This is a genomic window from Phyllobacterium sp. RCAM01083 (genome assembly GCF_055685835.1).
Window position 1 is genome coordinate 3,476,880 of record NZ_JBVFZN010000005.1, and the last position, 22,866, is coordinate 3,499,745.

General features: G+C 59.9%; 24 protein-coding genes and 1 tRNA gene. 8 read left to right on the forward strand and 17 right to left on the reverse strand.

From position 1 onward, the window contains the following. Window positions 1-5 precede the first annotated feature (5 nt). The 11 genes from ACZ25R_RS23895 to ACZ25R_RS23945 all read right to left on the reverse strand — a co-directional run bounded on the left by ACZ25R_RS23895 (window position 6) and on the right by ACZ25R_RS23945 (window position 9,843). The gene (locus ACZ25R_RS23895; RefSeq protein ID WP_472462419.1) at window positions 6-1,955 is read right to left on the reverse strand and encodes a DEAD/DEAH box helicase; all 1,950 of its coding nucleotides are present in this window, start codon (window positions 1,953-1,955) and stop codon (window positions 6-8) included. 210 nt (window positions 1,956-2,165) lie between these two features. Further along, on the reverse strand, window positions 2,166-2,642 hold the full coding sequence (locus ACZ25R_RS23900) for a YaiI/YqxD family protein (RefSeq protein ID WP_472462420.1): 477 nt from the start codon (window positions 2,640-2,642) through the stop codon (window positions 2,166-2,168). 2 nt (window positions 2,643-2,644) lie between these two features. Continuing rightward, the gene (locus ACZ25R_RS23905) at window positions 2,645-3,283 is read right to left on the reverse strand and encodes an exopolysaccharide biosynthesis protein (RefSeq protein WP_223613542.1); all 639 of its coding nucleotides are present in this window, start codon (window positions 3,281-3,283) and stop codon (window positions 2,645-2,647) included. A gap of 21 nt (window positions 3,284-3,304) precedes the next feature. Further along, on the reverse strand, window positions 3,305-4,345 hold the full coding sequence (locus ACZ25R_RS23910; protein ID WP_464661523.1) for a TerC family protein: 1,041 nt from the start codon (window positions 4,343-4,345) through the stop codon (window positions 3,305-3,307). Between the two features lie 185 nt (window positions 4,346-4,530). After that, window positions 4,531-5,412: a 3-hydroxybutyryl-CoA dehydrogenase gene (locus ACZ25R_RS23915; RefSeq protein WP_223613540.1), complete on the reverse strand. Its 882-nt coding sequence runs from the start codon at window positions 5,410-5,412 to the stop codon at window positions 4,531-4,533. 100 nt (window positions 5,413-5,512) lie between these two features. Then, on the reverse strand, window positions 5,513-6,442 hold the full coding sequence (locus tag ACZ25R_RS23920) for an electron transfer flavoprotein subunit alpha/FixB family protein (RefSeq protein ID WP_463013763.1): 930 nt from the start codon (window positions 6,440-6,442) through the stop codon (window positions 5,513-5,515). A gap of 21 nt (window positions 6,443-6,463) precedes the next feature. Continuing rightward, window positions 6,464-7,213, reverse strand: a complete 750-nt coding sequence (locus ACZ25R_RS23925; RefSeq protein ID WP_464661522.1) for an electron transfer flavoprotein subunit beta/FixA family protein — start codon at window positions 7,211-7,213, stop codon at window positions 6,464-6,466. Between the two features lie 195 nt (window positions 7,214-7,408). Then, a complete protein-coding gene (locus tag ACZ25R_RS23930; protein ID WP_472462421.1) occupies window positions 7,409-8,170 on the reverse strand; it encodes a rhomboid family intramembrane serine protease in 762 nt (253 codons plus the stop codon). 17 nt (window positions 8,171-8,187) lie between these two features. Next, window positions 8,188-8,769: a cob(I)yrinic acid a,c-diamide adenosyltransferase gene (locus ACZ25R_RS23935; RefSeq protein ID WP_403180861.1), complete on the reverse strand. Its 582-nt coding sequence runs from the start codon at window positions 8,767-8,769 to the stop codon at window positions 8,188-8,190. A 14-nt stretch (window positions 8,770-8,783) separates the two neighbouring features. After that, the gene (locus tag ACZ25R_RS23940; protein ID WP_105734544.1) at window positions 8,784-8,981 is read right to left on the reverse strand and encodes a twin transmembrane helix small protein; all 198 of its coding nucleotides are present in this window, start codon (window positions 8,979-8,981) and stop codon (window positions 8,784-8,786) included. A gap of 28 nt (window positions 8,982-9,009) precedes the next feature. Beyond that, window positions 9,010-9,843, reverse strand: a complete 834-nt coding sequence (locus ACZ25R_RS23945) for an SDR family oxidoreductase (RefSeq protein ID WP_472462422.1) — start codon at window positions 9,841-9,843, stop codon at window positions 9,010-9,012. A 116-nt stretch (window positions 9,844-9,959) separates the two neighbouring features. Here ACZ25R_RS23945 and ACZ25R_RS23950 point away from each other — a divergent pair, with 116 nt between their 5' ends. Next, on the forward strand, window positions 9,960-10,814 hold the full coding sequence (locus ACZ25R_RS23950; RefSeq protein WP_472462423.1) for a YihY/virulence factor BrkB family protein: 855 nt from the start codon (window positions 9,960-9,962) through the stop codon (window positions 10,812-10,814). Here the strand turns inward: ACZ25R_RS23950 and ACZ25R_RS23955 are convergent. Both ACZ25R_RS23955 and gluQRS read right to left on the reverse strand, forming a co-directional pair. Next, window positions 10,781-11,665 carry a DMT family transporter gene (locus ACZ25R_RS23955; protein ID WP_472462424.1) on the reverse strand — a complete coding sequence of 295 codons (885 nt, stop codon included), beginning with the start codon at window positions 11,663-11,665 and terminating at the stop codon, window positions 10,781-10,783. The genes ACZ25R_RS23950 and ACZ25R_RS23955 overlap by 34 nt on opposite strands. 87 nt (window positions 11,666-11,752) lie before the next feature. Then, window positions 11,753-12,628, reverse strand: a complete 876-nt coding sequence (gene gluQRS, locus ACZ25R_RS23960) for a tRNA glutamyl-Q(34) synthetase GluQRS (protein WP_472462425.1) — start codon at window positions 12,626-12,628, stop codon at window positions 11,753-11,755. A 73-nt stretch (window positions 12,629-12,701) separates the two neighbouring features. Between gluQRS and ACZ25R_RS23965 the strand changes: the two genes are divergently transcribed. After that, window positions 12,702-13,346: a DNA-3-methyladenine glycosylase family protein gene (locus ACZ25R_RS23965; protein ID WP_472462426.1), complete on the forward strand. Its 645-nt coding sequence runs from the start codon at window positions 12,702-12,704 to the stop codon at window positions 13,344-13,346. Window positions 13,347-13,455: 109 nt separating this feature from the next. Then, a complete protein-coding gene (locus ACZ25R_RS23970; protein WP_403180878.1) occupies window positions 13,456-14,013 on the forward strand; it encodes an HNH endonuclease in 558 nt (185 codons plus the stop codon). 34 nt (window positions 14,014-14,047) lie between these two features. Here the strand turns inward: ACZ25R_RS23970 and ACZ25R_RS23975 are convergent, their stop codons facing one another. Further along, on the reverse strand, window positions 14,048-14,554 hold the full coding sequence (locus ACZ25R_RS23975) for a disulfide bond formation protein B (protein ID WP_288194183.1): 507 nt from the start codon (window positions 14,552-14,554) through the stop codon (window positions 14,048-14,050). A 34-nt stretch (window positions 14,555-14,588) separates the two neighbouring features. After that, window positions 14,589-15,179: a YqaA family protein gene (locus ACZ25R_RS23980; protein ID WP_105734551.1), complete on the reverse strand. Its 591-nt coding sequence runs from the start codon at window positions 15,177-15,179 to the stop codon at window positions 14,589-14,591. Between the two features lie 281 nt (window positions 15,180-15,460). Between ACZ25R_RS23980 and ACZ25R_RS23985 the strand changes: the two genes are divergently transcribed. The 5 genes from ACZ25R_RS23985 (at window position 15,461) to ACZ25R_RS24005 (ending at window position 20,029) form a co-directional block, all read left to right on the forward strand. Then, window positions 15,461-15,545 (forward strand) — tRNA-Leu (locus ACZ25R_RS23985). A gap of 1,671 nt (window positions 15,546-17,216) precedes the next feature. After that, window positions 17,217-17,906 carry an alpha/beta hydrolase gene (locus ACZ25R_RS23990; protein ID WP_472462427.1) on the forward strand — a complete coding sequence of 230 codons (690 nt, stop codon included), beginning with the start codon at window positions 17,217-17,219 and terminating at the stop codon, window positions 17,904-17,906. 196 nt (window positions 17,907-18,102) lie between these two features. Continuing rightward, a complete protein-coding gene (locus tag ACZ25R_RS23995) occupies window positions 18,103-19,356 on the forward strand; it encodes an adenylate/guanylate cyclase domain-containing protein (RefSeq protein WP_472462428.1) in 1,254 nt (417 codons plus the stop codon). Between the two features lie 31 nt (window positions 19,357-19,387). Then, window positions 19,388-19,624 carry a BrnA antitoxin family protein gene (locus ACZ25R_RS24000; protein WP_105734555.1) on the forward strand — a complete coding sequence of 79 codons (237 nt, stop codon included), beginning with the start codon at window positions 19,388-19,390 and terminating at the stop codon, window positions 19,622-19,624. A 51-nt stretch (window positions 19,625-19,675) separates the two neighbouring features. Further along, window positions 19,676-20,029, forward strand: a complete 354-nt coding sequence (locus ACZ25R_RS24005) for a CAP-Gly domain protein (RefSeq protein WP_105734556.1) — start codon at window positions 19,676-19,678, stop codon at window positions 20,027-20,029. A gap of 18 nt (window positions 20,030-20,047) precedes the next feature. Here the strand turns inward: ACZ25R_RS24005 and bspF are convergent, their stop codons facing one another. Continuing rightward, complete coding sequence (gene bspF, locus ACZ25R_RS24010; protein WP_403180894.1) at window positions 20,048-21,331, reverse strand: type IV secretion system effector crotonyl transferase BspF; 1,284 nt, start codon at window positions 21,329-21,331, stop codon at window positions 20,048-20,050. Next, on the reverse strand, window positions 21,331-22,743 hold the full coding sequence (locus ACZ25R_RS24015) for a lipopolysaccharide biosynthesis protein (protein WP_403180898.1): 1,413 nt from the start codon (window positions 22,741-22,743) through the stop codon (window positions 21,331-21,333). The genes bspF and ACZ25R_RS24015 overlap by 1 nt, the downstream gene beginning before the upstream one ends. Window positions 22,744-22,866: the final 123 nt, after the last annotated feature.

Genomic DNA, 22,866 nt, shown 5'->3' on the forward strand with positions numbered 1-22,866 from the left:
TCTGATTATTCCGGCTGACCGGCAGCGGCCTTGCGGGCCTTCTTGGCCTTGTACTTGTCGAAGCCGGAGGGATCGCCGGGCTTGCGCTCCTTGGGCTTCTTCACCTTTTCGAGTTTTTCCGCGGTCCAGCCTTCCGGCTTGGCCTTGGCGGGCTTGGCTGCCCAGTCGGCTTTCGGCTTGTCGTCACGCGGGCGGTCATCGCGGGCGCGGGGCGGCTTACGGTCGTCCCATTCGCGCTTTTCGCCAAAGCTCTTCTTCGGCTTGAAATCGCTGCGCGGGGAGGAGAAGCCTGCGGCCTCGCTGCGGGTGATGTTCACGCCTTTTTCGCCGGTGCCGTACTGCTTGATGCGGGCCAGAAACGCGTCGGCCTTGCTTGCGGTGATTTCGAAGCGGGTTTCGGTCTCGAGAATCTTGATCGAACCGACGTCGGTCTTGGTGATGTCGCCGGCCTTGCAGATCAGCGGCAGCAGCCAGCGCGGCTCGGCGCGCTGCTTGCGGCCGACGCTGAGCGAGAACCAGGCACCGCTCTCGAACTGTTCGAAACGGTCCGAACGCGGCGCGCGCTCGGCGCGGTCACCCCGGTCGCCACGGCCGGGCCGGTCATCATAGCTGCCCTTGCGGATCGGCTCGAGAACGTGGGCCGGCGTGTTCGACAGCTCTTCGGGTGCAGGACGCGCGGCCATCTGCTGGCGCAGATAGGCGGCGGCAATCTGCTCGGCGGAATGCAGGCCGAGAAGCTCGCGGACATATTCGCCTTCCTCGTCGGTCATGACTTCGGTCAGCGACGGATCGTTGAGGATGCGGTCATGATTGCGCTTGTTGATGGCAGCGGCATCCGGCGGCGGCACCATCGTGGTGCTGAGCTTTGCCATCTGCAGCAGCCGCTCGGCCGAACGGCGGCGCGATGCCGGCACGATCAGCACGCAGATGCCCTTGCGGCCTGCGCGGCCGGTACGGCCGCTGCGGTGGAGCAGCGTGTCCGGGTTGGTCGGCAGGTCGGCATGGATGACGAGATCCAGATTGGGCAGGTCGATGCCGCGTGCGGCCACGTCGGTGGCCACGCAAACGCGGGCACGGCCGTCACGCATGGCCTGCAGCGCATTGGTGCGCTCGGCCTGGCTGAGTTCGCCGGAGAGCGAAACAACGGAAAAGCCGCGATTGGACAGGCGGCTGGTCAGATGCTTGACCGCTTCGCGGGTCGCACCGAACACGATGGTGTTCTGGGCATCGTAAAACAGCAGCGCATTGATGATCGCATTTTCGCGCTCACGCGGCGCCACCGGCATGATGTGGTATTCGATGTCGCTGTGCTGCGACTTTTCGCTGGTCGCGGTGATGCGCACCGCATCGTTCTGGAACTGTTTTGCCAGCTGGGCAATCGGTTTCGGCACCGTGGCTGAGAACATCAGCGTGCGGCGGTCCTTCGGCGCTTCGCCGAGGATGAATTCGAGGTCTTCGCGGAAACCGAGGTCGAGCATTTCATCGGCTTCGTCAAGCACCACGGCGCGCAGTTCGGTCATGTCGAGCGAGCCGCGGGTGATGTGGTCGCGCAGACGGCCGGGCGTGCCGACAACGATATGGGCGCCGCCCTGCAATGCGCGGCGTTCCTTGGTCATGTCCATGCCGCCGACGCAGGAAGCGATGCGGGCGCCGGTCTTCTCGTAGAGCCATTCCAGCTCGCGGCGCACCTGCAGGGCGAGCTCGCGGGTCGGGGCAATCACCAGCGCATAGGGTGCGCCGATGGAGGTGAAGCGGTCTTCGCCTTCGAGCAGTGTCGGTGCGATGGCAATGCCGAACGCAACGGTCTTGCCGGAACCGGTCTGGGCGGAGACGAGAAGGTCCGCACCGTCCGCTTCCGGAGCAAGCACAGCTGTCTGCACCGGCGTCAGGGTCTCGTAACCACGGGCTGCCAATGCACCGGACAGCGCCGGGGCGATAGAATCGAAAATAGTCATTAATGAACTTTCAAGTACGTGTTTGGGCTGGTGTTTTCGGCTCGGCATATGTTGGGGCACGAGCGGCACGCATATAGCTTTGTTGCGCTCTCGTAGAGGTTATCGCTCATTTCGTCAATGGCAGGGCATGGAGAGCCGATGCAGGGGAGCCCTGCAAATTCGTTGTGGGTAGGCCGGCTAACCACGCACCTCGCCCATGCCCAAACAATGTCAGACAGCAAATCCGGCCCGTTTCAGGCGGACGATGGCCAGATCCAGCGCGGAGAGAAAGCTGGAGCGGTCCTTGGGCGAAAACGGCCGCGGGCCGCCGGTGATCTGGCCGGCCGAGCGCAGTTCGTCCATCAGGTTGCGCGTGGCCAGCGTGTTGCCGATGGAGGCCTCGGTGAAAGCGCGGCCGGTCGGGGAGATGGCGTCGGCACCGGCCTTCACGCAGCGGCTGGCCAGCGGAATGTCGGCGGTCACCACCACATTGCCGCGCGAGACCCGTTCGGCGATCCAGTCATCGGCCGCATCGAAACCGTCACTGACGATGACGCGTTCGATCATCGGATCGCGCGGAATGGTCATGACGGAATTGGAAACAACATAGACCTTGACGCCGTAGCGCTCGGCAACGCGGTAAATCTCGGCTTTCACCGGACAGGCATCGGCGTCGACATAGATGGCGATGGTTTTCTGCTCGTTCATGCTCAACCGAAGATGTGGAGGGCGGCCAGGCCGACGGAGGCGGCCAGGCCAATGGCAAAGCCGATGGCGAGCGCGGCCACCAGAAAGCCGGTGCCGAGCCATGCGCCATCCTGTTCACCAAGGCCAATGCTGAGCAGGATGATGCTGAGCGCCGGCAACTGATTGATGAGCGGAACGGGCAGCACAACGATGAGCGCCATGACCAGCGCTGCAAGGCTGACGATCCGTTCCATGACGACCTGCGGCAGCAGCCAGTAGCGCGGGCGGGCCAGACGTTCGAAACGGATGAGCAGCGGTTCAAGCTTGCCGACAAAACGGCGATAGGTTTCCGTGCGCAGGGATTTCTTCCGCAGGAAGGCCGGGAACCACGGATTTTCCAGGCCGATCAGCATCTGCAGCGAAAGAAGGATCAGGGGAATGCCGAAGATCGTCGAAGACCCCGGCGGCAGCGGCACCAGATTGAGTGCGGCAAAGAGGATCAGCAGCGCGCCGAAGCTGCGTTCGGAAAGCGCGGACAGGATATCGTCAAACGAAACCCTGTCCGCGTCTGTTTCACCGATCTTGACCAGAATGCTGGACAGACGCCGTTCCGCAGGGTCACCCAAGGGGTCCCAATGATACGGTTTTCCGTCAGCGTTCATTCATCTTCTCCATCGATGCAATTATGCTTTCGTCGTTGTCTCGGCGATAGAGGGTGTCGAGGCAGGTTTTGCATCTATCGTTAATTCGGGTTCCGGCGCGTCGTTGCGTGTCTTCCAGAGCGAACTGAAAATGCCGGCGGCAAGGATGCCGAGCGTGATCGAGAGTGACCACATCGGCGGTATCTTTGCCAGCCCCAAAGCGTCAGCCACGAAAATCTTTCCGCCGATGAACACCAGCACGAGAGACAGTGCATATTTCAGATAGACGAAGCGATGGATAAGGCTTGCAAGGGCGAAATACAGCGCACGCAGGCCAAGGATCGCGAAGATGTTCGAGGTGAAGACGATATAGGGATCGGTGGTGATGGCAAAAATGGCCGGGATGGAATCCACCGCGAAGATCACATCCGCCAGTTCCACCATGACGAGTGCCAGAAGCAGCGGGGTAATCCATGTCTTTGACTTGCCCGTGTGCGGGTCGGTGCGCCGGATCATGAATTTCTGCCCGTGCAGCTCGTCGGTGACGCGGAAGCGTTTGCGCATGAACTTGAAGACCGGATTGGCCGAGACGTCGAACTCGTCGTCGCCAGCCATGAGCATGCGGATGCCGGTGATGATCAGGAACGCGGCAAAGAGATAGAGGACCCACTCATACTGTTCGACAATGGCCGCACCCGCCGCGATCATGATGCCGCGAAGGATGACAACACCGAGAATGCCGTAGACGAGCACCCGGTGCTGATATTGCTTGGGAATGGCGAAATAGCCGAAAATCATGGCGATGACGAAAATATTGTCCATCGCCAGGCTTTTCTCGACGACGAAGCCGGTGAGGTACTGCATGCCGGACTCGCTGCCCAGCTCCCACCAGATGAAGCCGCCGAAGGCGACGCCGAGACTGATGTAGAACGCCGAGAGCAAAAGGCTCTGGCGCATGCCTATATCGTGATTTTTTCGGTTGAGAACGCCCAGATCGAGGACGAGAAGCACAAGAACAAGGGCAAAAAAGCCAAGCCACATCCATAGGGGCTTGCCCATGGCATCAACAAACAGAAGCTCCATGTGAAAAATGATCCGCCGGCATCGGTTCCAGATTACAGCTCCGACATCACGAGAGAGCCGGTAACTCTCGCCAGAGGGGCCCGGTGCTGCAATTCTGCCTGAATTGGGGAGCGGCAGGGGTCAATGCAAGGGTTTGAATGAAATAAATAATCCGCGGCCGCCGGATTGAACGGCGTTTGGCGCCCTCAGCGGGTGGGAACGGGGTTCTCGCCGCGATAGTCGTAGAAGCCGCGCCCTGCCTTGCGTCCCAGCCAGCCGGCTTCGACATATTTGACCAGCAGCGGGCAGGGACGGTATTTCGAATCCGCGAGGCCGTCATGCAGTACCTGCATGATCGACAGGCAGGTGTCGAGGCCGATGAAATCGGCAAGCTGCAACGGGCCCATCGGGTGATTGGCGCCCAGTTTCATCGCCGTATCGATGGCTTCGACCGAGCCCACGCCCTCGTAGAGCACGTAGATGGCTTCGTTGATCATCGGCAGCAGGATGCGGTTGACGATGAAGGCCGGGAAATCTTCGGAGACCGTCAGCGTCTTGTCGAGGCTGGTAACGAATTCGCGCGCGATCTCGAACGTGACGTTTTCAGTGGCAATGCCGCGAATCAGCTCGACCAGCTTCATCACCGGAACGGGATTCATGAAGTGGATGCCGATGAAGCGCTCCGGACGGTCCGTGGTGGCGGCAAGCCGCGTGATCGAAATGGAGGAGGTGTTGGTTGCGAGGATCGCTTCCGGATTGAGGTTGGGGCAGAGCTGGGCAAAAATCTTGCGCTTGACGGTCTCGTCTTCCGTCGCCGCCTCGATGGCCAGATCGACACCGGCGAGGTCTTCAATGCGCAGGGCCGGGCGGATGCGCGACATGCCCTTGACACGTTCGGCTTCCTCGAGCTTGCCGTGGGAAACCTGCCGGGCCATGTTACCGTTGACGGTGGCGATGGCCTTTTCCAGCTGGTCGGCGGACTGGTCATGGATCAAAACATCATATCCGGCCAGTGCACAGACATGAGCGATTCCTCCGCCCATTTGTCCCGCGCCAACAATGCCTACAGTTTTGATCGAGCCAGCCATGTTTCCATCCGTTTCTTTTCTTTGTAGCACCAAACTAAATGGCCGGGGTAGCGTTCGTCTACCCCGGCCATGCAGATTCATTTCAATCTTGCGATGAAATTCAAAGCGCTTTTTCGAGTTCCGGCAGAATGACGAAAAGATCGCCGACCAGGCCGTAATCCGCGACCTGGAAAATCGGTGCTTCCTCGTCCTTGTTGATGGCAACGATGACCTTGGAGTCCTTCATGCCGGCCAGATGCTGGATCGCGCCCGAAATGCCGACGGCGATGTAGAGATCAGGGGCTACCACCTTGCCCGTCTGGCCGACCTGCCAGTCGTTGGGGGCGTAACCGGCATCGACGGCGGCGCGCGAGGCACCGACCGCCGCGCCGAGTTTGTCGGCCACGGGCAGGATGACTTCCTTGAACTTCTCGTTGGAGCCGAGGGCACGGCCGCCGGAGATGATGATCTTGGCCGAGGTCAGTTCCGGACGGTCGCCGCCGGACAGCTTGGCTTCGATGAAGGTGGACAGGCCCGGATTGGCGGCAGCCGCAACAGTCTCGACCGGAGCCGAACCGCCTTCGCCGGCGGCCGCAAAGGTGGCGGTGCGCACGGTGATGACGCGCTTGGCATCGGTTGCCTGGACGGTCTGCAGGGCGTTGCCCGCATAGATCGGACGCTTGAACGTATCGGGCGCGATGACCTCGATGATGTCGGAGATCTGCATGACGTCGAGCAGGGCGGCAACGCGCGGCAGGATGTTCTTGCCGTTGGTGGTTGCGGCGGCAATGATCGTGTCATAATTGCCGGCGATCGAAACGATCAGCGCCGCGGTGGCTTCTGCCAGGCGGTTGGCCAGATCGTCGCTGTCGGCGAGCAGGACCTTCTTGACACCGGCAAGCTTGGCGGCCTGATCGGCAACGCCCTTGGCGCCCTTGCCGGCAACCAGGACATGCACGTCGGAACCGATGGCGAGCGCTGCGGTCAATGCCTTGGCGGTCTGGTCGGAAAGGGTCTCGTTGTCGTGTTCGGCAAAAAGAAGAATAGCCATGGTAAATTCCTTTCCTGATCCTTAGAGAACGCCGGCTTCGTTCTTCAGCTTGCTGAGGAGCTCGGCAACGTCCTTGACCTTGACGCCTGCCTTGCGGCCGCCCGGCTCTTCGGTCTTCAGCACCTTGAGGCGCGGCTTGGTGTCGACGCCGTAATCGGCTGCGGTCTTTTCATCCAGCGGCTTCTTCTTCGCCTTCATGATGTTCGGCAGCGAAGCATAGCGCGGCTGGTTGAGGCGCAGGTCTGTCGTGACGATGGCCGGCAGCTTGATCTCGATGGTCTGCAGGCCGCCATCGACTTCGCGGGTAACCTTGGCGGTATCGCCGCCGAGTTCGACCTTGGAGGCAAAGGTGCCCTGGCTCCAGCCAAGCAAAGCGGACAGCATCTGGCCGGTCTGGTTGGCATCGTCGTCGATGGCCTGCTTGCCGAGAATGACCAGCTGCGGCTGTTCGGCTTCGACAATGCCCTTGAGGATCTTGGCAACGGCAAGCGGCTCGACGATGTCGTCGACCTTGACCAGAATGCCGCGGTCGGCACCCATGGCAAGCGCGGTGCGGATGGTTTCCTGCGCCTGTGCAGGTCCGATGGAGACAACGACCACTTCCTCGACCTTGCCGGCCTCTTTCAGGCGCAGCGCTTCCTCGACCGCGATTTCGTCGAACGGGTTCATCGACATCTTCACGTTGGCAAGCTCAACGCCCGAACCGTCGCCCTTAACCCTGATCTTCACATTGTAATCGACTACCCGCTTTACCGGTACGAGGACTTTCATGGGGACTCCCTCTCATAAGAACTGCAGACAGATTTAACTGCCGGGCAATGGCACCCGCTTGCCGGATGCCGACATTGAGGTGAAAAAAACGACACTGGGGCGTGTCAGGATCGTGCGGGACCGTAAATATGAGTAACGTAAAGGTCAATCATCGAGATTGGGCTTATCCGACTTAAACGATTGAAAGTTACGTGATCAACGGCGCCATCGGGGTGAAGGCGGTTCGGGTGGCGTTTGCGGTGGCTGCTTGTCGGCGATAACGGCGCGCGGCGAGACAATCGCCCGGTCAAACAGCGGCACGCTGCGGCGTTTGAACGGGATGAGGAGCAGGGCGCCGGCAATGATGCCGCCGACATGGCCGGACCAGGAAATGCGGTCTTCGCCATGGGTGACGAGCATCACGAACTGGAGCCCGATCCAGAGGACGAGCGGATAGAGCGCGGGGATGCGCAGGGGTATCCGGCCGAAAGCCAGCACCCAGATCCGCACACGCGGATGCAGCATCAGATAGGCGGTGATCACGCCGGCAATGGCGGCCGATGCCCCGATCAGCGGCCCCTCTGAAGACGGGTCGAGCGTCCCGTGCAGGAAAGCGCCGGCGGCAGCGCAGAGCAGGTAGAAAATCAGGAATCTGATATGGCCCATGGCATCTTCGACATTGTCGCCGAAAACCCAGAGGAACAGCATGTTGCCGCCCAAGTGGAAGATATCGGCATGGAGGAAGGCATAGGTGACATAGGTGAAAGCGGGCGGCACGTAATCATATCGCGGCGGCAGTACCGTCATATGGTGCGCCACCGACGGGATGTAGCCAAAGCCGATAGAGGCGGTCTTTGAATCTGCCCCGGCGAGGCTCGTCAGGCCGAAGATGATGACATTGAGGGCAATCAGCGCCAGGGTGACATATTGCAGTTTGATGTATTTGAGGCTGTTGGCGTCGTAGAGTGGAATGAACATCGGCGCCGTTCCCCCGTTCAGCGGTTCTTACCGGGCACCCATAACACGTCCTTCGCGCCATTGTCATTGACGGCCCGCGCGGCGACGAAGAGAAAATCCGAAACGCGGTTGATGTATTTGAGCGCGGCTGGTGTGACGGCCTCATCAGGCCTTTGCGCCAGCGCCACCATGTGCCGTTCGGCGCGCCTTGCCACCGTGCGCGCCAGATGCAGGGCAGCGGAGGCCGCCGATCCGCCCGGCAGAACGAAGGAGCGCAGCGGCGCCAGCTTTTCATTCAACAGATCGATATCCGCCTCGATGCGCGCGACCTGGGTGTCGATCATGCGCAATGGTTCGTATGCGAGCTTTTCCCCGGTATCGGGTGTAGCCAGATCGGCGCCGAGATCGAACAGATCGTTCTGGATGCGGGCGAGCATGGCGTCGATTTCCGGAAACTGCTCCGCCGTATGCAGCCGCGCCAGCCCCACGCAGGCGTTGGCTTCATCCACCGTGCCATAGGCTTCGACGCGCAGATCGTGCTTCAGACGGCGCTCGCCGCTGCCGAGCCCGGTGGTGCCGTCATCGCCGGTCCTGGTGTAGATCCTGTTGAGCTTGACCATGGCCTGTCCCGCGGTCAGCTGGCGGCGCGGTGGAAGTAAATCGCGCCGACGATGAGAATGATCGCCACTAGCTGCAGGAAAATGCGCAGCTGCATCATCTTGTTGGAAAAGTTGGCATCGCCGCCCTTCATCATGTTGCGCAGACCGATCAGAAGCACGACGGTGACGGCGGCAATGGCAACGACGGCCAGAAACTTGAAGATGATATCCATGGTTTTTCCTTTTCAGGCCGGAGCGCTTTCAGGACTGGCCGGCAAGCATGCGGTATAGCGCACGCGACGACAGAAATCTGCGGGCAAGAACCGCAAATTTCGCGGGGCGCGTGACGAGATAATGCGGTTTGGGACGTGGATTTTCCAGCGCGTCCTTCAGTACGGCGTAGACCGCTTCCGGGCCAAGCTTGGAGCGGGACTTGGTGCCGCCCTGCGACAGGCGGGCGATCTGCTTCTGATAATCCGCGCGATGCACCGAGTTCTCGACATCGATGTATTTCTCGATCTGCTGCAGCGCATTGTAGGTGAAGCGCGAGGCAATCGGTCCCGGCTCGATCAGGGAGACATGGATACCGGAGCCTTCAAGTTCCATGCGCTGGACCAGCATCAGGCCTTCCAGCGCGAATTTCGACGCGACATAAGCCCCGCGCCACTTCATCGGCACGAGCCCGAGAATCGACGAGCAATGCACGATCCGCCCATGGCCCTGACGGCGCATCACCGGGACGATGTATCGGGTCAGCTCATGCCAGCCGAAGAAATTGGCATCGAACTGTTCGCGCAAGCCTTCGATGGGCAGGTCTTCCACGGCGCCCGGCAACGCATAGGCGCCATTGTTGTAAAGCGCATCGAGTGTGCCGCCGGTCGCGGCGAGCACATCGTCCACGAGCGCCCTGATGGAATCCGGCTCGCGATAATCGAGATAATGGGCCGAAAGACCGTCGGCTTTCAGCGCTGCGATATCCTCGTTTCGCCGCGCCGTTGCAAAGACCTGCCAGCCATCCGCCTTGAGGGCGCGGGCGCAGTGGGCGCCGATGCCGCTGGAACATCCTGTGATCAAAATCGTTCTGGAACTGGTCATTCTTTTCCGATTGCTGCAAACCGAATGGTAAAATCAAAAAAAGACTTCACATATTCGCCCGCGCCTTGCAATGTCACGAGGGGCCGGACCCGCACTAAAGGGACAAACCATTTTCAATGCGTAGAGTATATGTTTTTCTCCGGCGGGTGACCTTCGACACATTGAGGCATTTCAGCACGGATGACGGCTGGGCTCTCGCCAGCCACGTGGCGCTGTCGGGTATCCTGGCGCTGTTTCCGTTTCTGATTTTCGCCACCTCGCTTGCCAGCTTTCTCGGCGCCAGCGCCTTTACCGATACGGCGGTGCATGTGGTGTTCGACACCTGGCCCGAGGTGATCGCCCGGCCGATTGCACAGGAGGTGCGCAATGTTCTCAACGTCCAGCGCGGCGGGCTTCTGACCATCAGCGTGATCGCCGCCGCCTATTTTGCCTCCAACGGCATCGAAGCGCTGCGCATCGCACTCAACCGCGCCTACCGGGTGGTCGATACACGCTCGATCATCTATTGCCGCCTGCAAAGCCTGGGCTATGTGATCGTAGCCACCGTCGGCATCATGGCCATCAGCTTTCTCCTGGTGCTGGCGCCGCTGGCGGTGCGCATCGCCAGCAAATGGATTCCCGAGCTTGACGTTCTGTCCGGCACCATCGGCTTCTGGCGCTACTGCATTGCCTCTGCCGTGCTGATCGTCGGGCTGCTGGTGGCGCATCTGTGGCTGCCGGCGGGGCGGCGCAAGCTCATCGATATCCTGCCGGGCATCCTTGTGACCCTGCTGGCGTGGATCGTCGGCGCATCGATTTTCGCGAGCTATCTCGAGACGTTCGCATCCTACGTGTCGACCTATGCGGGGCTGGCCTCGATCATGGCGGCAATCGTCTTCCTCTATATCATCGCCGCGATTTTCATCATCGGCGCAGAGGTCAATGCCGCCATCATCCACTATCGCGAGGGCAGGGTCGCCAAGCGCTTCTGACCGGTCGACAGCGCGACACCGAGGGTTGCCACCACCATGCCGCACAGCTGGAACAGCGTCAGTGTTTCGCCGAAAAGCACATAGGCCATCAGGGCGGTCACGCCGGGTACCAGATAGAACAGCGAAGCGACCTTCGACACGGCGCCCTGATTGATCAGGACCATCAGCAGCAGCACCGCGCCGATCGACAGCACGAAGACCAGCCAGAACAGCGCGAAGCCGAGAGGCGCGGCCCAGATCACCGCGTGGGTTTCGAACAGCAGCGAAAAGATGCCGGTGAGCACGGCCGCGCCGAGATATTGCAGCGTCGTGCCCGCCTTCAGGTCGATGGTACCGACAAAGCGTTTCTGCCAAACGGTTCCGGCACTGATGGCCAGCACCGAAAGGATGGATGCGCCGACGGTTGCGGGCGTGATGCCATCGGCGGAAATCGACAGTTTCGGCCAGAGCACCATGGCGACGCCGACAAAGCCGACCGCCAGTCCGGCCCAATGACGCGGCTGGATTTTCTCCCCGAGAACGGCTCCGGCAATCAGCGCCGTGATCAGCGGCTGCAGCCCGACCACCAGCGCCGACATGCCCGCGGGCAGGCCGCGGTGGATCGCCCAGAACACGGCGCCGAGATAGACGCCGTGGATCAGGCAGCCGGCGATGATCGCGTGCATGGCGCCGCGCCCGCTCGGCCAGCGGTTGCCGGCCATGACGACCCAGGTGCCGAGAATGGCCCCGGCAATAACAAACCGGATCGTCAGGAACAGGAACGGTTCCATGTAGGGCATGGCATAGCGGGCACCGATGAAGCCGGTGGCCCACAGGAGGACGAACAGGGCGGGAAAATAACGGACAGGCATGATGGGGACCGGATCACGGGAGGAGTTGTGATGCAGGTTTATACGAACGCCGGTCCTGCAGCCAGATGTTGTTTTACGGGCCAGGTCCTAAGGCTGTGGTGTCAATCCGGCCAGGCCGATGATGTCTTCCCGTGTCACCCCTGCCGCGCGCAAGGAGCGCAGCGAGGTATCCCTGCGGCTCTTGGACAGCTTTTGGCCGTCGTGATCGAGGATCAACCTGTGATGGTGATAGATCGGTGGTTGCAGTCCGAGGATGGTCTGCAGCAGGCGGTGGATGCCGGTGGCCTGGAACAGGTCCCTGCCGCGCACCACGTGGCTGACGCCTTGCAGCGCATCGTCGATGACGACGGAGAGGTGATAGCTGGTCGGCATGTCCTTGCGGGCGATGATGACATCGCCCCAATCCTGCGGCCGGGCTGCGATATCGGACCCGCCATCCGCCGTTTCATGCCAGAACAAAGGTTCCCCCACGTGCGCAAGCGCGCGGTCCATGTGGAGCCGCCATGAAAACGGTTGCCCCTCATCCATGCGCCGCTGACGCTCCCGTTTGGAAATCGTGCGGTCGATTGCGGGATAAAGCGCCGCGCCGTCCGGATCGTGCGGCCATACCAGCCCCTTGGCGGTGGCTTTCTGCATTTCCCGTTTGATGTCGCCTCGGCTGAGGAAGGCGGGGTATACCAGGTCCATGCGGATGAGGCGGTCGAGCACATCCCGGTAGACGCCGAAATGCTCGGACTGGCGGCGCACCGGCGTTTCCCAGTCGAGCCCCAGCCAGTGCAGATCCTCCTGCATGGCGGCTTCGAGTTCGGGCGTGCAGCGTTCGCGGTCGATATCTTCCATGCGCAGCAGAAGCCGCCCGCCCGCCGCCTGCGCCATTTGCCGGTTGAGCAGGGCGGAATAGGCATGGCCGAGATGCAGGTGGCCATTGGGACTGGGAGCAAAGCGGAAAACCGGGACAGTCATGAACTGGGATTCTTGCGTGAGGACCTTGTCGATTGATACGGTGTTTGTTCCAAGATGAAAAGTGAACGGTTCCATGCGCAGAATAGACACGCTTGACGATGTTGCGGAAGGGCTGACGGCCCTCCTGGCGGCACACCCCGAACTGGCGGCGATTGCCGAGCGGGCAGGGCCGTTGCCGCTGCGGCGGCGGGCGCCGGGTTTCGAGAGCCTCGCCTCGGTCATCGTCTCGCAGCAGGTATCGAAGGCCAGTGCCGATTCGATCTGGAAACGGCTGATCCAATATGTCGATCCGCTGACCCCGGAAAACTACATCAGGGCGGGAGAGGAGGCCTGGCGCCTGGCGGGTCTTTCGCGCGCCAAGCAGGCGACGCTCGCCCGGATCAGCGAAGCGATCATGGCCGGAGAGCTTGATCTGTTCGACCTGTGCGACCGCCCCGTCGACGAAGCCATGACCGTCATGACCAATGTGAAAGGCATCGGGCCGTGGACGGCGGAAGTCTATCTCCTGTTTTCGGCCGGGCATGCGGATGTTTTCCCGTCCGGCGACGTTGCCCTGCAGCACGCCTACGCCCATGCCTATGCCGAATCAGTGAAACCCGATTCGAAATCCCTGCGTCTTTTGGCGGAGCGCTGGTCGCCGTGGAGGGGTGTCGCAGCCCGGCTTTTCTGGGCTTATTACGCCGCAACCCGTGGCCGGGATGGCACACCGGTTGGATGAAGTTGAAATAACGGGGTTTTTCGCAGCCTGCGATGCAATGGCGCTTCACATTCCTGTCACCTCGAGCTTACAATAATGGGGCCTGATGGTTGGACTGGGAGGTGATTCCTTGACAATAGCCGTCTCGCCGGACGGGTTACCGGCCCTGGTACTCAATGCGGACTACCGTCCGCTCAGTTATTATCCCTTGTCGCTGTGGTCCTGGCAGGACGCGATCAAGGCGGTCTTCCTTGACCGTGTGAATATCGTTGCCGAATACGAGCATGAGGTTTCCTCCCCCTCGTTCGCAATGCGGGTACCGAGCGTCGTTTCCCTCAAAACCTATATCAAGCCGTCGCGCACGCCTGCCTTTACGCGATTCAATGTTTTCCTGCGCGACCGGTTCGAATGCCAGTATTGCGGGTCGGAGGATGATCTGACCTTCGATCACGTGACGCCCCGTTGCGCCGGCGGTGCCACGATCTGGGAAAATGTCGTTGCAGCCTGTTCGCCGTGCAATCTGCGCAAGGGCGGCTTGATGCCGGACAAAGCCAAGATGTGGCCGCGGCAGAAGCCCTATGCCCCGACGGTGCATGACCTGCACAACAATGGCCGGCTGTTCCCGCCGAACCATCTGCACGAAAGCTGGATGGATTATCTCTACTGGGATGTCGAACTGGAGCCATAGGACCCCAGTTCCATTGTATCCGGCAAAGGCGGCGTCAGGCCGCCTTTTTTGCACCGCGAAAGGCGATGAGCGCGAGGATCAGGCTGGCAATCGCATTCCAGCCGGCAAAGGACAGGCCAAGCACACGCAGGGCCGCCGTATCGCATGCGGGCGGATGGATCGCATTCATGTCATTCAGGAGGTTGCCGGCATTGGTGGTGATCGACATGCTGACCGCCGTGCAATCGGTCGGTCCCGGCCAGAACTTCCATTCGACACCGGAGTGGAACACCGCAAGGCCGAGCCCGATCAGCATCAGGATGCCGCCGAGCGCCAGAAGCGTGCGCGTGAGGGCCGCAGGCCAGCGAAGGGCCGCCGCAAGCACGGCGAGTGCCATCAGCGGAATGCCCGCATAGTAGGGAAAGCGCTGCTCAAGGCACAATTTGCAGGGGAGATAGCCGCCGATATACTGGAAGCCAAGCGCCGAGCCCACGGTGACGATCATGGCAAGGAGCAGGAAAACCGCTGTCTTGAGATGCGGCGAAGAGCGGGTCGTCGTCATGATGGGTCTGACATCCTCATTCAGGTTGGATCGTTCAGGAGCTGTAATAGTGCAGTATGGCGTAAAGCAGGATCAGCACGGCCGCCGCCGCCGCCGCGATCAGGCCCAGGCGCTTTTCGATGAAATGGCGGATCGGTTCGCCGTAACGGCGCAAAAGCCAGGCGAGAAAGAAGAAGCGGGCGCCGCGCGTGATCACTGCGGAAACGATGAACAGCCAGATGTTGACGTTGGCCGCGCCGGACAGGATCGTCACGATCTTCATCGGCGGCAAATGGGCAAGGCCGGATGTGATCAGCAGCAGGAGGATCATGTCGGCGCTGGTCGAGCCGCGCATCTGCTCGAAGGCGTCGAGCTTGCCGTAGAATTCGAGCACGGGCTTGGCCAGGGCTTCATAGGCGTAATGGCCGAGAAACCATCCGGCGATACCGCCCAGCACCGAGAAGATCGTGGCAACAAGCGCGTAGCGGTAGGCGCGTTCAGGCCGTGCCAGCGCCATGGGCAGGTAGAGCACGTCGGCAGGAACGACGAAGACCGAGCTTTCGACAAAGGCAATGAATGCGAGCCAGACCTCAGCCGATTTGCGCGCGGCCAGTGACATTGTCCAATCATAAAGTCTGCGCAGCATGGCGTGATTCCTGTGGGTGTCGGTTCGATAAAGCTGGCGATCCTTACCCCATGCCAGGGAAAAACGGAATCGTTTCTATGGAAATTGTGTGCGGTTGACGTTCTGGCATGCTGCGGCCGGGCTTTCCAGGCTGCAAATCGGCTGTAGCGGGCGGTGTCCGCCTTCGCAACACACAGAGATGTTATCCCGCCAGAAAACGTTGGAATGGTGTTGACCGGCGTGGGGTCTGCCTGTATTTGGCTTTGACGGCTGTGGTTCGCCCGCGGCCGGTGCACATTGCGGCCCCCTTGGCGGAATTGGTAGACGCGCCTGACTCAAAATCAGGTTCCGAGAGGAGTGCTGGTTCGATTCCGGCAGGGGGCACCATCCCAAAAATCATGCATTGTTTTTACTGTCTTCTTTAGTGGTTTTTGCCCCACTTTTTCCGCGTTTCCAAGTTGGACTTCCGGAAGCCGCGTTTTGCTCCGGTATAAGCTGTGCATCTGCTTTCCCACAAGCAAGGGTTGTTTGCCTAAATCCGTTGAGGCATGCAAACGAATTTCGATAGCAGGGCATAAGTAGTCGTACGCATAGAAAGCTCGTGATTTCCGTGGTTATCTTGACTGGATGCCTCATATTTTTTCATGCGGCTATGGCGATGACAAGGAGATGTATTCTTATGCGCGCGTTGACTGAAGCTGAAATGGAAATTGTTTACGGTGGCTGCGGCCCCGGCGGATCACCGACAAAAGATACTGCCGCGACCTGCCAAGGTGTTTATGGTGCAAGAGCGGGGTTCAGTGGTGCTACTAAAGGCGGCCCAATTCCGACCGCATACCCAGGGACACATAGTATCAGCCCACGTGAGGGTGTTGCGGCAATAGGAGTAGGTGCGGGAACGGCAGCATCCGTACTGGTTGGTTGGCCAAAAGCTGTGGCAACAGGGATCGCCTTAACAGCAGCGGCCGTTGCAGCAAACATGGGTAAAGGCGGCTGAATACCTTCTGGCTCTATCTGAAAGGTTCAGTTGATTGAAAATCATCGGACTTGATATGAAATTCAACGTCGTGAAAACAACCTGTGAGGCGGCGAGTATTATTTGCTATATTTTGTTAATATTTCTATTTGGCGGAACGTGGCAAACAATAATATTTAAGATAATCATGTTGCCGATATGCGTTATGTCAGGATTGTATTTACAGTATTTTAAAAACCTACCACATTATTCCAATATTTATTATGTGATAAAATCGATTTTAAATTCACTTTTAGCTACATGTGCACTTTGTATTTTTATATGGAATCCACGTATGTCTGTTAGTGATATTCTTATCATAACATCTATGTCACTCGCGATTTGTTTTACATTATCAATGATATTTCAAATTGACATGATGAAAAAGTGATCAGGCCGGCGATGGTTGTTCCAACGATTATCCATCCGTTGAAAGAAGCAGCCGGGACAATTGAAGGATATTGCATGCAGGAACCACCCGCTGAGAAAAGTGATAACGAGAAACAAAATCGTATAATCGATGGAATTGGCGGGGGTGCAGGCGCCCTGGTGGGCTGCTGCGTCGGTATCGTTCTTAACTGGGTATGGCGTAGATAGATAATGACAATGCGCGGGCTGACAGCGGTTCTTAACGCGTCAACCGAAACAAAAAGACGACTAATAGCTTCTGCAGGGGTAGGCATTGGTGCAGGGGCTGGGAACATCATGGGTAGCGTCGGTTACGGGTATCTCACCATCATGGTGGTCGCCGTCATAACTGCGGCCATTGCCTATTTCCTCCTGTCAGTATTGATCTCTCAAAAGTAGCACATACGTCTGCTCCGGTTCTGTAGATTGACCGGAGCCGACGATAAGTCTCATAGCCAAAATCACTGACGTGGCATGTCTGCGCCCCGCCGCTTCATTGACATAAATACAAAGTGAAGCGTCACGGAATTGTTGCACCCGGCGGAATATGGTTAGGTCCGCTGGCGTCGACCAGACGTTGAACTTTGGCTCGGCGTGCCATTTTTGATTGCTTTTTGAATCAAGGGAGAACGCTGATGACACAGACTCCGACAATCATTCTCGTGCATGGATTTTGGGGTGGGGCCGCCCACTGGAGCAAAGTCATTGTAGAATTGAAGCGGCTTGGCCATTCATCGCTGAAAGCCGTCGAATTGCCATTGACGTCCCTGGCGGATGATGCCGAGCGCACCCGCAAGATGATCGCGCAGGAAAGCGGTCCGGTGCTGCTGGTGGGCCATTCCTATGGCGGGGCCGTCATCACGGAAGCCGGCAACCATCCCAATGTGGCGGGCTTGGTCTATATCGCCGCCTTTGCGCCTGACGCCGGTGAGAGTCCGGGCGGGATCACCCAGAAGAATCCGCCGCTCGGCGCCGCCAATCTCGCACCCGACAGCGACGGCTATCTCTGGGTAAAGCAGGACAAATTCCACGAAAGCTTCTGCCAGGACCTGACGGCGGATGAGGGGCTTGTGATGGGTGTAACCCAGAAGGCGCCGCTCGCCAGCACCTTCGGCAATGAAATCACCAATCCGGCATGGAAGTCGAAGCACAGCTGGTACCAGATTTCGAGTGACGACCACATGATCCATCCCGCAAACCAGGCGTGGATGTCCGGCCGTCTCGGGGCGAAGAAGGTGATCACGCTGAAGGCAAGCCACGCATCGCTGGCCTCGAAGCCGGTCGAGGTCGCGGCCCTCATCGATGAGGCCGCAAGGTATCAATAGCCTGAACTGTCGCGCGTGCCAGCCTCCGCATCCCCGTCGGAATGCGGAGGCTTTTGCATTCTATGCACGGCGCTTGCAACCCCTTATAATCGAAGCAAGGACCAACCACATAAGCCTTGGCGTTCCGATCTGGCGGCCATGCCGTGGTGTCGTCATTCCAGGTCGTGTGCAGACGTGATCATGACGGGGTATTGCAATGCAATCTTTGGTGAATTTGAAGGTGACCTCGCCCGGTACGGGCGGCGGCACCTGGCCGGCTCAACGCAGTGAACTGCTCGACTGGCTGATGATCGAGACGCGCAATCAGCGCTTCATCGACAACATCCTGGTCGAGATGGGCGAACGGCTCGTGGATGCGGGCGTGCCCGTTGCCCGGATGTCGCTGCATCTGAGGATACAGCATCCGCAATGGCGTGGTGCCCGCATCCTGTGGAGGCGCGGTGCCGCAGAGGCGGAAATCCGCACATTCGAATATGGGGCCGAGCAGACTGCCGAATATCTGAACAGCCCGCTCAACGACATTTCCGAGGGAGCCGATGAGGTCCGGCTGCACTTTGACGCGGCCGGTGACACCGGGCAGGAATATTCGGTAGTGGGCGAACTGCGCGCCGAGGGGCTGACGGACTACGTGGCCTGGCCGCTGGAGCACACCCTTGGCAAGCGGCATGTGGTGACCTTCGCCACGGACCGGTCGGGCGGCTTCGGCGATGATCATATGGCTGTTCTGGCAGACCTGCTTCCCGCCCTGGCGCTGGTCAGCGAGATCCGGCTCAAGAACCGCTTCGCCCGCACGCTGCTCGAAACCTATGTCGGGCCGCATGCCAGCGAGCAGATTCTTGCCGGCGCCACCACCCGCGGCAGCGGCGTGACCGTGGGCGCGGCGATCCTGATCTGCGACCTGCGCGATTTCACCGCGATCTCGGACGCCTGGCCCCGCGACAATGTCATCGAGCTGCTCAACGGCTATTTCGATGCGATGTCGGAGCCCATCGAAAAATATGGCGGGGAAATCCTCAAATTCATGGGCGATGGCCTGCTGGCCATCTTCCCGCTGAGCAATCCGAAGGCCTGTACTGATCTGCTGCATGCCATCGCCGAGGCGCAGGCGGCCATGACCGCGTTGAATGCCGACCATATCAGGGAAGGACGCAAGCCGCTGGGTTACGGCATCGGCGTTCACGTCGGGGATGTCATGTACGGCAATATAGGCTCGCGCAAGCGGCTGGATTTTACCGTCATCGGACCCGCCGTGAACATTGCCTCGCGCCTGGAAAGCCTAACCAAGCAGGTCAAACGCCCGGTTCTGCTGTCGAAAGCCTTTGTCGATCTGGCCGGGGTCGAATGCAACATGGAGAATCTGGGCTCCTACGCGCTCCGCGGGCTTGATGAACCCATTGATGTCTTTGCGTTCTCCGGCGATTGCCTTACTGTGGCAGAGATTCCAGCCTGACGTGGTGATTGGACAAACGAGGAGAATTCACATGGCCAATCCCCCGCGCCGGCCGGTAAACCCGATGGCAGCCGCCGAAGCACTGTTCAAGCCGGTTGCCAAGAAAATTGTTCTCCCTGTGCGTGAGACACCGGCGGTGCCCCATGCCAAGGAGCTCGTTTCGATCCGGATCGATCGCGCCGTGCTGGAGCATTTCCAGGCGGATGGGCCCGGATGGCAGGATCGCATCAATGATGTCTTGCGGGCTGCCGTTCAAAAGAAGACCTGAAGCCGGCACGCGGTACGCGCCAAACTGCCAAACCGGATATGCCAAGGTGAGATGATGAATGACTTTTATATTGGCCAGAAGGTCGTTTGCATCGATGACAAGTTCAAGAATGTCAGCATCGATCAACTGATCCGCAAAGGCCAGATTTACACGGTACGCTGGGTCGGCATGTACAAACACTATGTCGATGGCGAGTTTGTCGGCATCAAGGTCGAGGAAATCCATCGCGGCAATGACGATGGCCCGGAGGGTTATGGCGCGGCCGACATGCCCTATCGCGCGACGCGCTTCCGTCCGCTGGTCAAGGACAAGATCGGTTCCCTGCGCAAGCTTCTGGCGCCCAAGCCGGATGCACCGGTCGAGCCGGAAAAGCCTGCGCCCGTGAAAAAGAAGGAAAAGGTGTAGGCCTTACGCAGGCCTGCATCATTTCCGGCCGGTCAGTCCGCGCAACCGTTCGCGGACGATACGGGCAATGTTCTGGGTGCGCCGGTAGAGATGGATCTGCGAGGCGGCCTGGCGGGCCGCGCGATCCGATGCCGGGGTCAGGCCGATCACCAGCGTACCGATGCTTTCGCGCTCCTGAAACAGGCGGGATGCGACGGGATGATCGGGAACGGCGCAGGAATCGGTGCGATCGATGTTCGGATCGTCCAGATGGTTCTTCAGCATCTCGATCATCAGGAGAACACCGGGCGAATAGGCGGCAAGGTTTTCATCATAGGCCGTTTTCCAGGTCCACGCCTGTCCGGCCTCGACGAAGACCACCAGAACGGCAATCGTCCGGCCATCCAGCTCGAGTGTGTGGATGCGGGCGAGATCGCGGCCCGCGAGATTGTTGACGGCTTCGCGGGCAAATGCCGCGCGGAACCGGTCGACCGCCATGGCTGAGCCGCGCTGGCCTTTCCAGCCGCTGGCTTCCACCGCGAGGAAATCCTCGAGCCGCGCGCGGATATCGTCTTCCGTGCGGCTGACCGTGTAGGTCAGCTTGCCCTGTTCCGCCAGACGCCGCCACAACCGCCTGTATTCCTTGGCGTGCCGTGTTCCCAGCGCTTCGCGCAGATAGGCGTCGCCTTCCTGCGTGCTTTCGAGAAATGGCCGCTCCACCATGCCAATGGTGGTCGTGGGCAGGTTGCGATCAAGCGCGACCGAACGGAAAAGCTGGGCGACGGGGCGGTTGAGGAGAAGATCGGGCAGCACCAGGACTTCCGGAAACTTGAGATGCTTGCGCGCAAGCATATCGAAGAGGTCGTTGAGGACGCCGACGGGATCGTCGCGGTCGATCAGCGGGGTGCCCTGCGGCCCGAACGGCGTGGCCCAGGCCCGCAGGATCGATGCGGAAAAGGTAAAGCCGGGACGCTCAATCGTGTAGGGCATCAGGAAGCGCAGGCGGCTCTTCACGTCATTCTCGTCGCGCACAACCATGAAGCGCACCTGACGGTCATCGAGGCGGGGCATGGCAGGCGCCAGGAAACGCGGATTGAAGAAGACGTTCGGTTCGATGGTCCGGTAAGCGAGGTGTTCCAGCTCCTCCGAAAGATCGAATCCGGCGGAAGCGGAATAGACGGACAATTTGCGCGGCACGCCGCGGCTTCCCAGGGTTTCCTCGATCTGCTTGGCCGCATCGCGCGATTCAAAGCCGGCCAACTGCGAAATGATCTGCGAGGACGGGCCGCCGGCCAGTTCTTCGAGAAGCGGTATTGCAGCCATCAGATCTCTTCCTTGGCAGGATTCCTGCCGGCGAAAACAAACATTGTGATGTTGAGACGGTTGTAAACGGTCAACGCCAGAACAAGCGCTTCAAACACCATCGAGGCGGCCGTGGCGCAGGCTGCGCCTGCAAGGCCGTATCGTGGTATCATAAAAATGCTGAGGCAAATATTAACGACCAGAGTAATCGCGTAAACGATGGCGCAGATTTTCTGCTTTCCCGCCATGTTCAAAAGACTTTCGGCCGGTCCGACCGAAGCGCGCGCCACCACGCCGATCACCATGATGAACAGCAGCGGATAACCTTCGGTGAACTGTGCACCGAAAAGCCACAGCAACGGCTCGCCCAGAACCAGCAGGACGATGGCCATGGCCAGCGACGGCCAGAACGTCCAGCGCGCCGTGTCGCGGGCAAACTGTTCGAGCCGGGTATGGTCGAAATTCTGCATCAACTCCGAGTAGCGCTGGGCCGCGCCCGCCTTCACCGAGAAGTAGACGAAATGCACCAGGGCAAGCAGCTTGACGGTGGCATAATAGGTGGCGACCTTGTCGGGATCCATGTAGCGCCCGACCATCAGGACGTCGGCATTGGTCAAAAGAAAAAAGAACCCCTCGACCAGAAAGATCGGCAAGGATACGGCGAGCCAGTCGCGGAAATGGATGGCGCGGGGGCCGGGCGGCACGACGCCGCCGAAGCGCTTGCGCACCGCAAAGAACTGCAGAACCGATGTCACATAGGTCGCAATAACGGCGGAGCCGAGAGCCGTCATGGCCGTCGGCGCCAGACCGCTGATATGGGCGATGCTCATGACCACGAGGGTCAGGACGGGACGGATGATATAGGTCGGGGTCAGGGCAACCAGCACCCACGAGCGCGAACGCGCCGTTCCATCAAGCGTATCGCCGAGGGCAATCATCGGCAGGCATATCAGCCCGACGAGGAACGGCGCGATGTAGTAGGTCTCGATCAGGTCGCGCAACGTGTAGATGAGAACGGCACCGGCCAGGGCAATGCCGGTGGTCATGCTGACCGCAAATGTCTTGCTGGTGAACAAAATTCCGCGCAAAAGGTCGTATTGCCTGCGCTCCAGATATTCCGGCACGAAGCGGATGACGGTGGTCTGGAAGCCGAGGCAGGACAGATTCCCGAGGATGACGACCGTCACCCACACGAGAACGAAGATGCCGTATTCGAACGGGCCCATCCAGCGGGCGAAGATCACCTGGGAAATCAGGGCAATGCCGGCGCTGATCACGCGGACGAGGAAGGCAATCAGGGAGACGCGCTGGGCAACGGCGTGTTCGTTCGAGCCGTCAAGCAACTGATCCAGGCGTGATAACCAGGGACGAAGACGCAGTGACAGCTTTTCCGGTAAAAATCGGTCTGCAGTCGTTACCGCAGAAAATCGCACGCGCAGCTCCACCTGTTGGCATTCCAAGGAGATATAGTCCGTAAACGTTTAAAAAACGTTCGGCCAGACCGACAGTCGCAACGGCTTCGAAAAAAGCAAAAGGCCGCGTCGTTGGACGCGGCC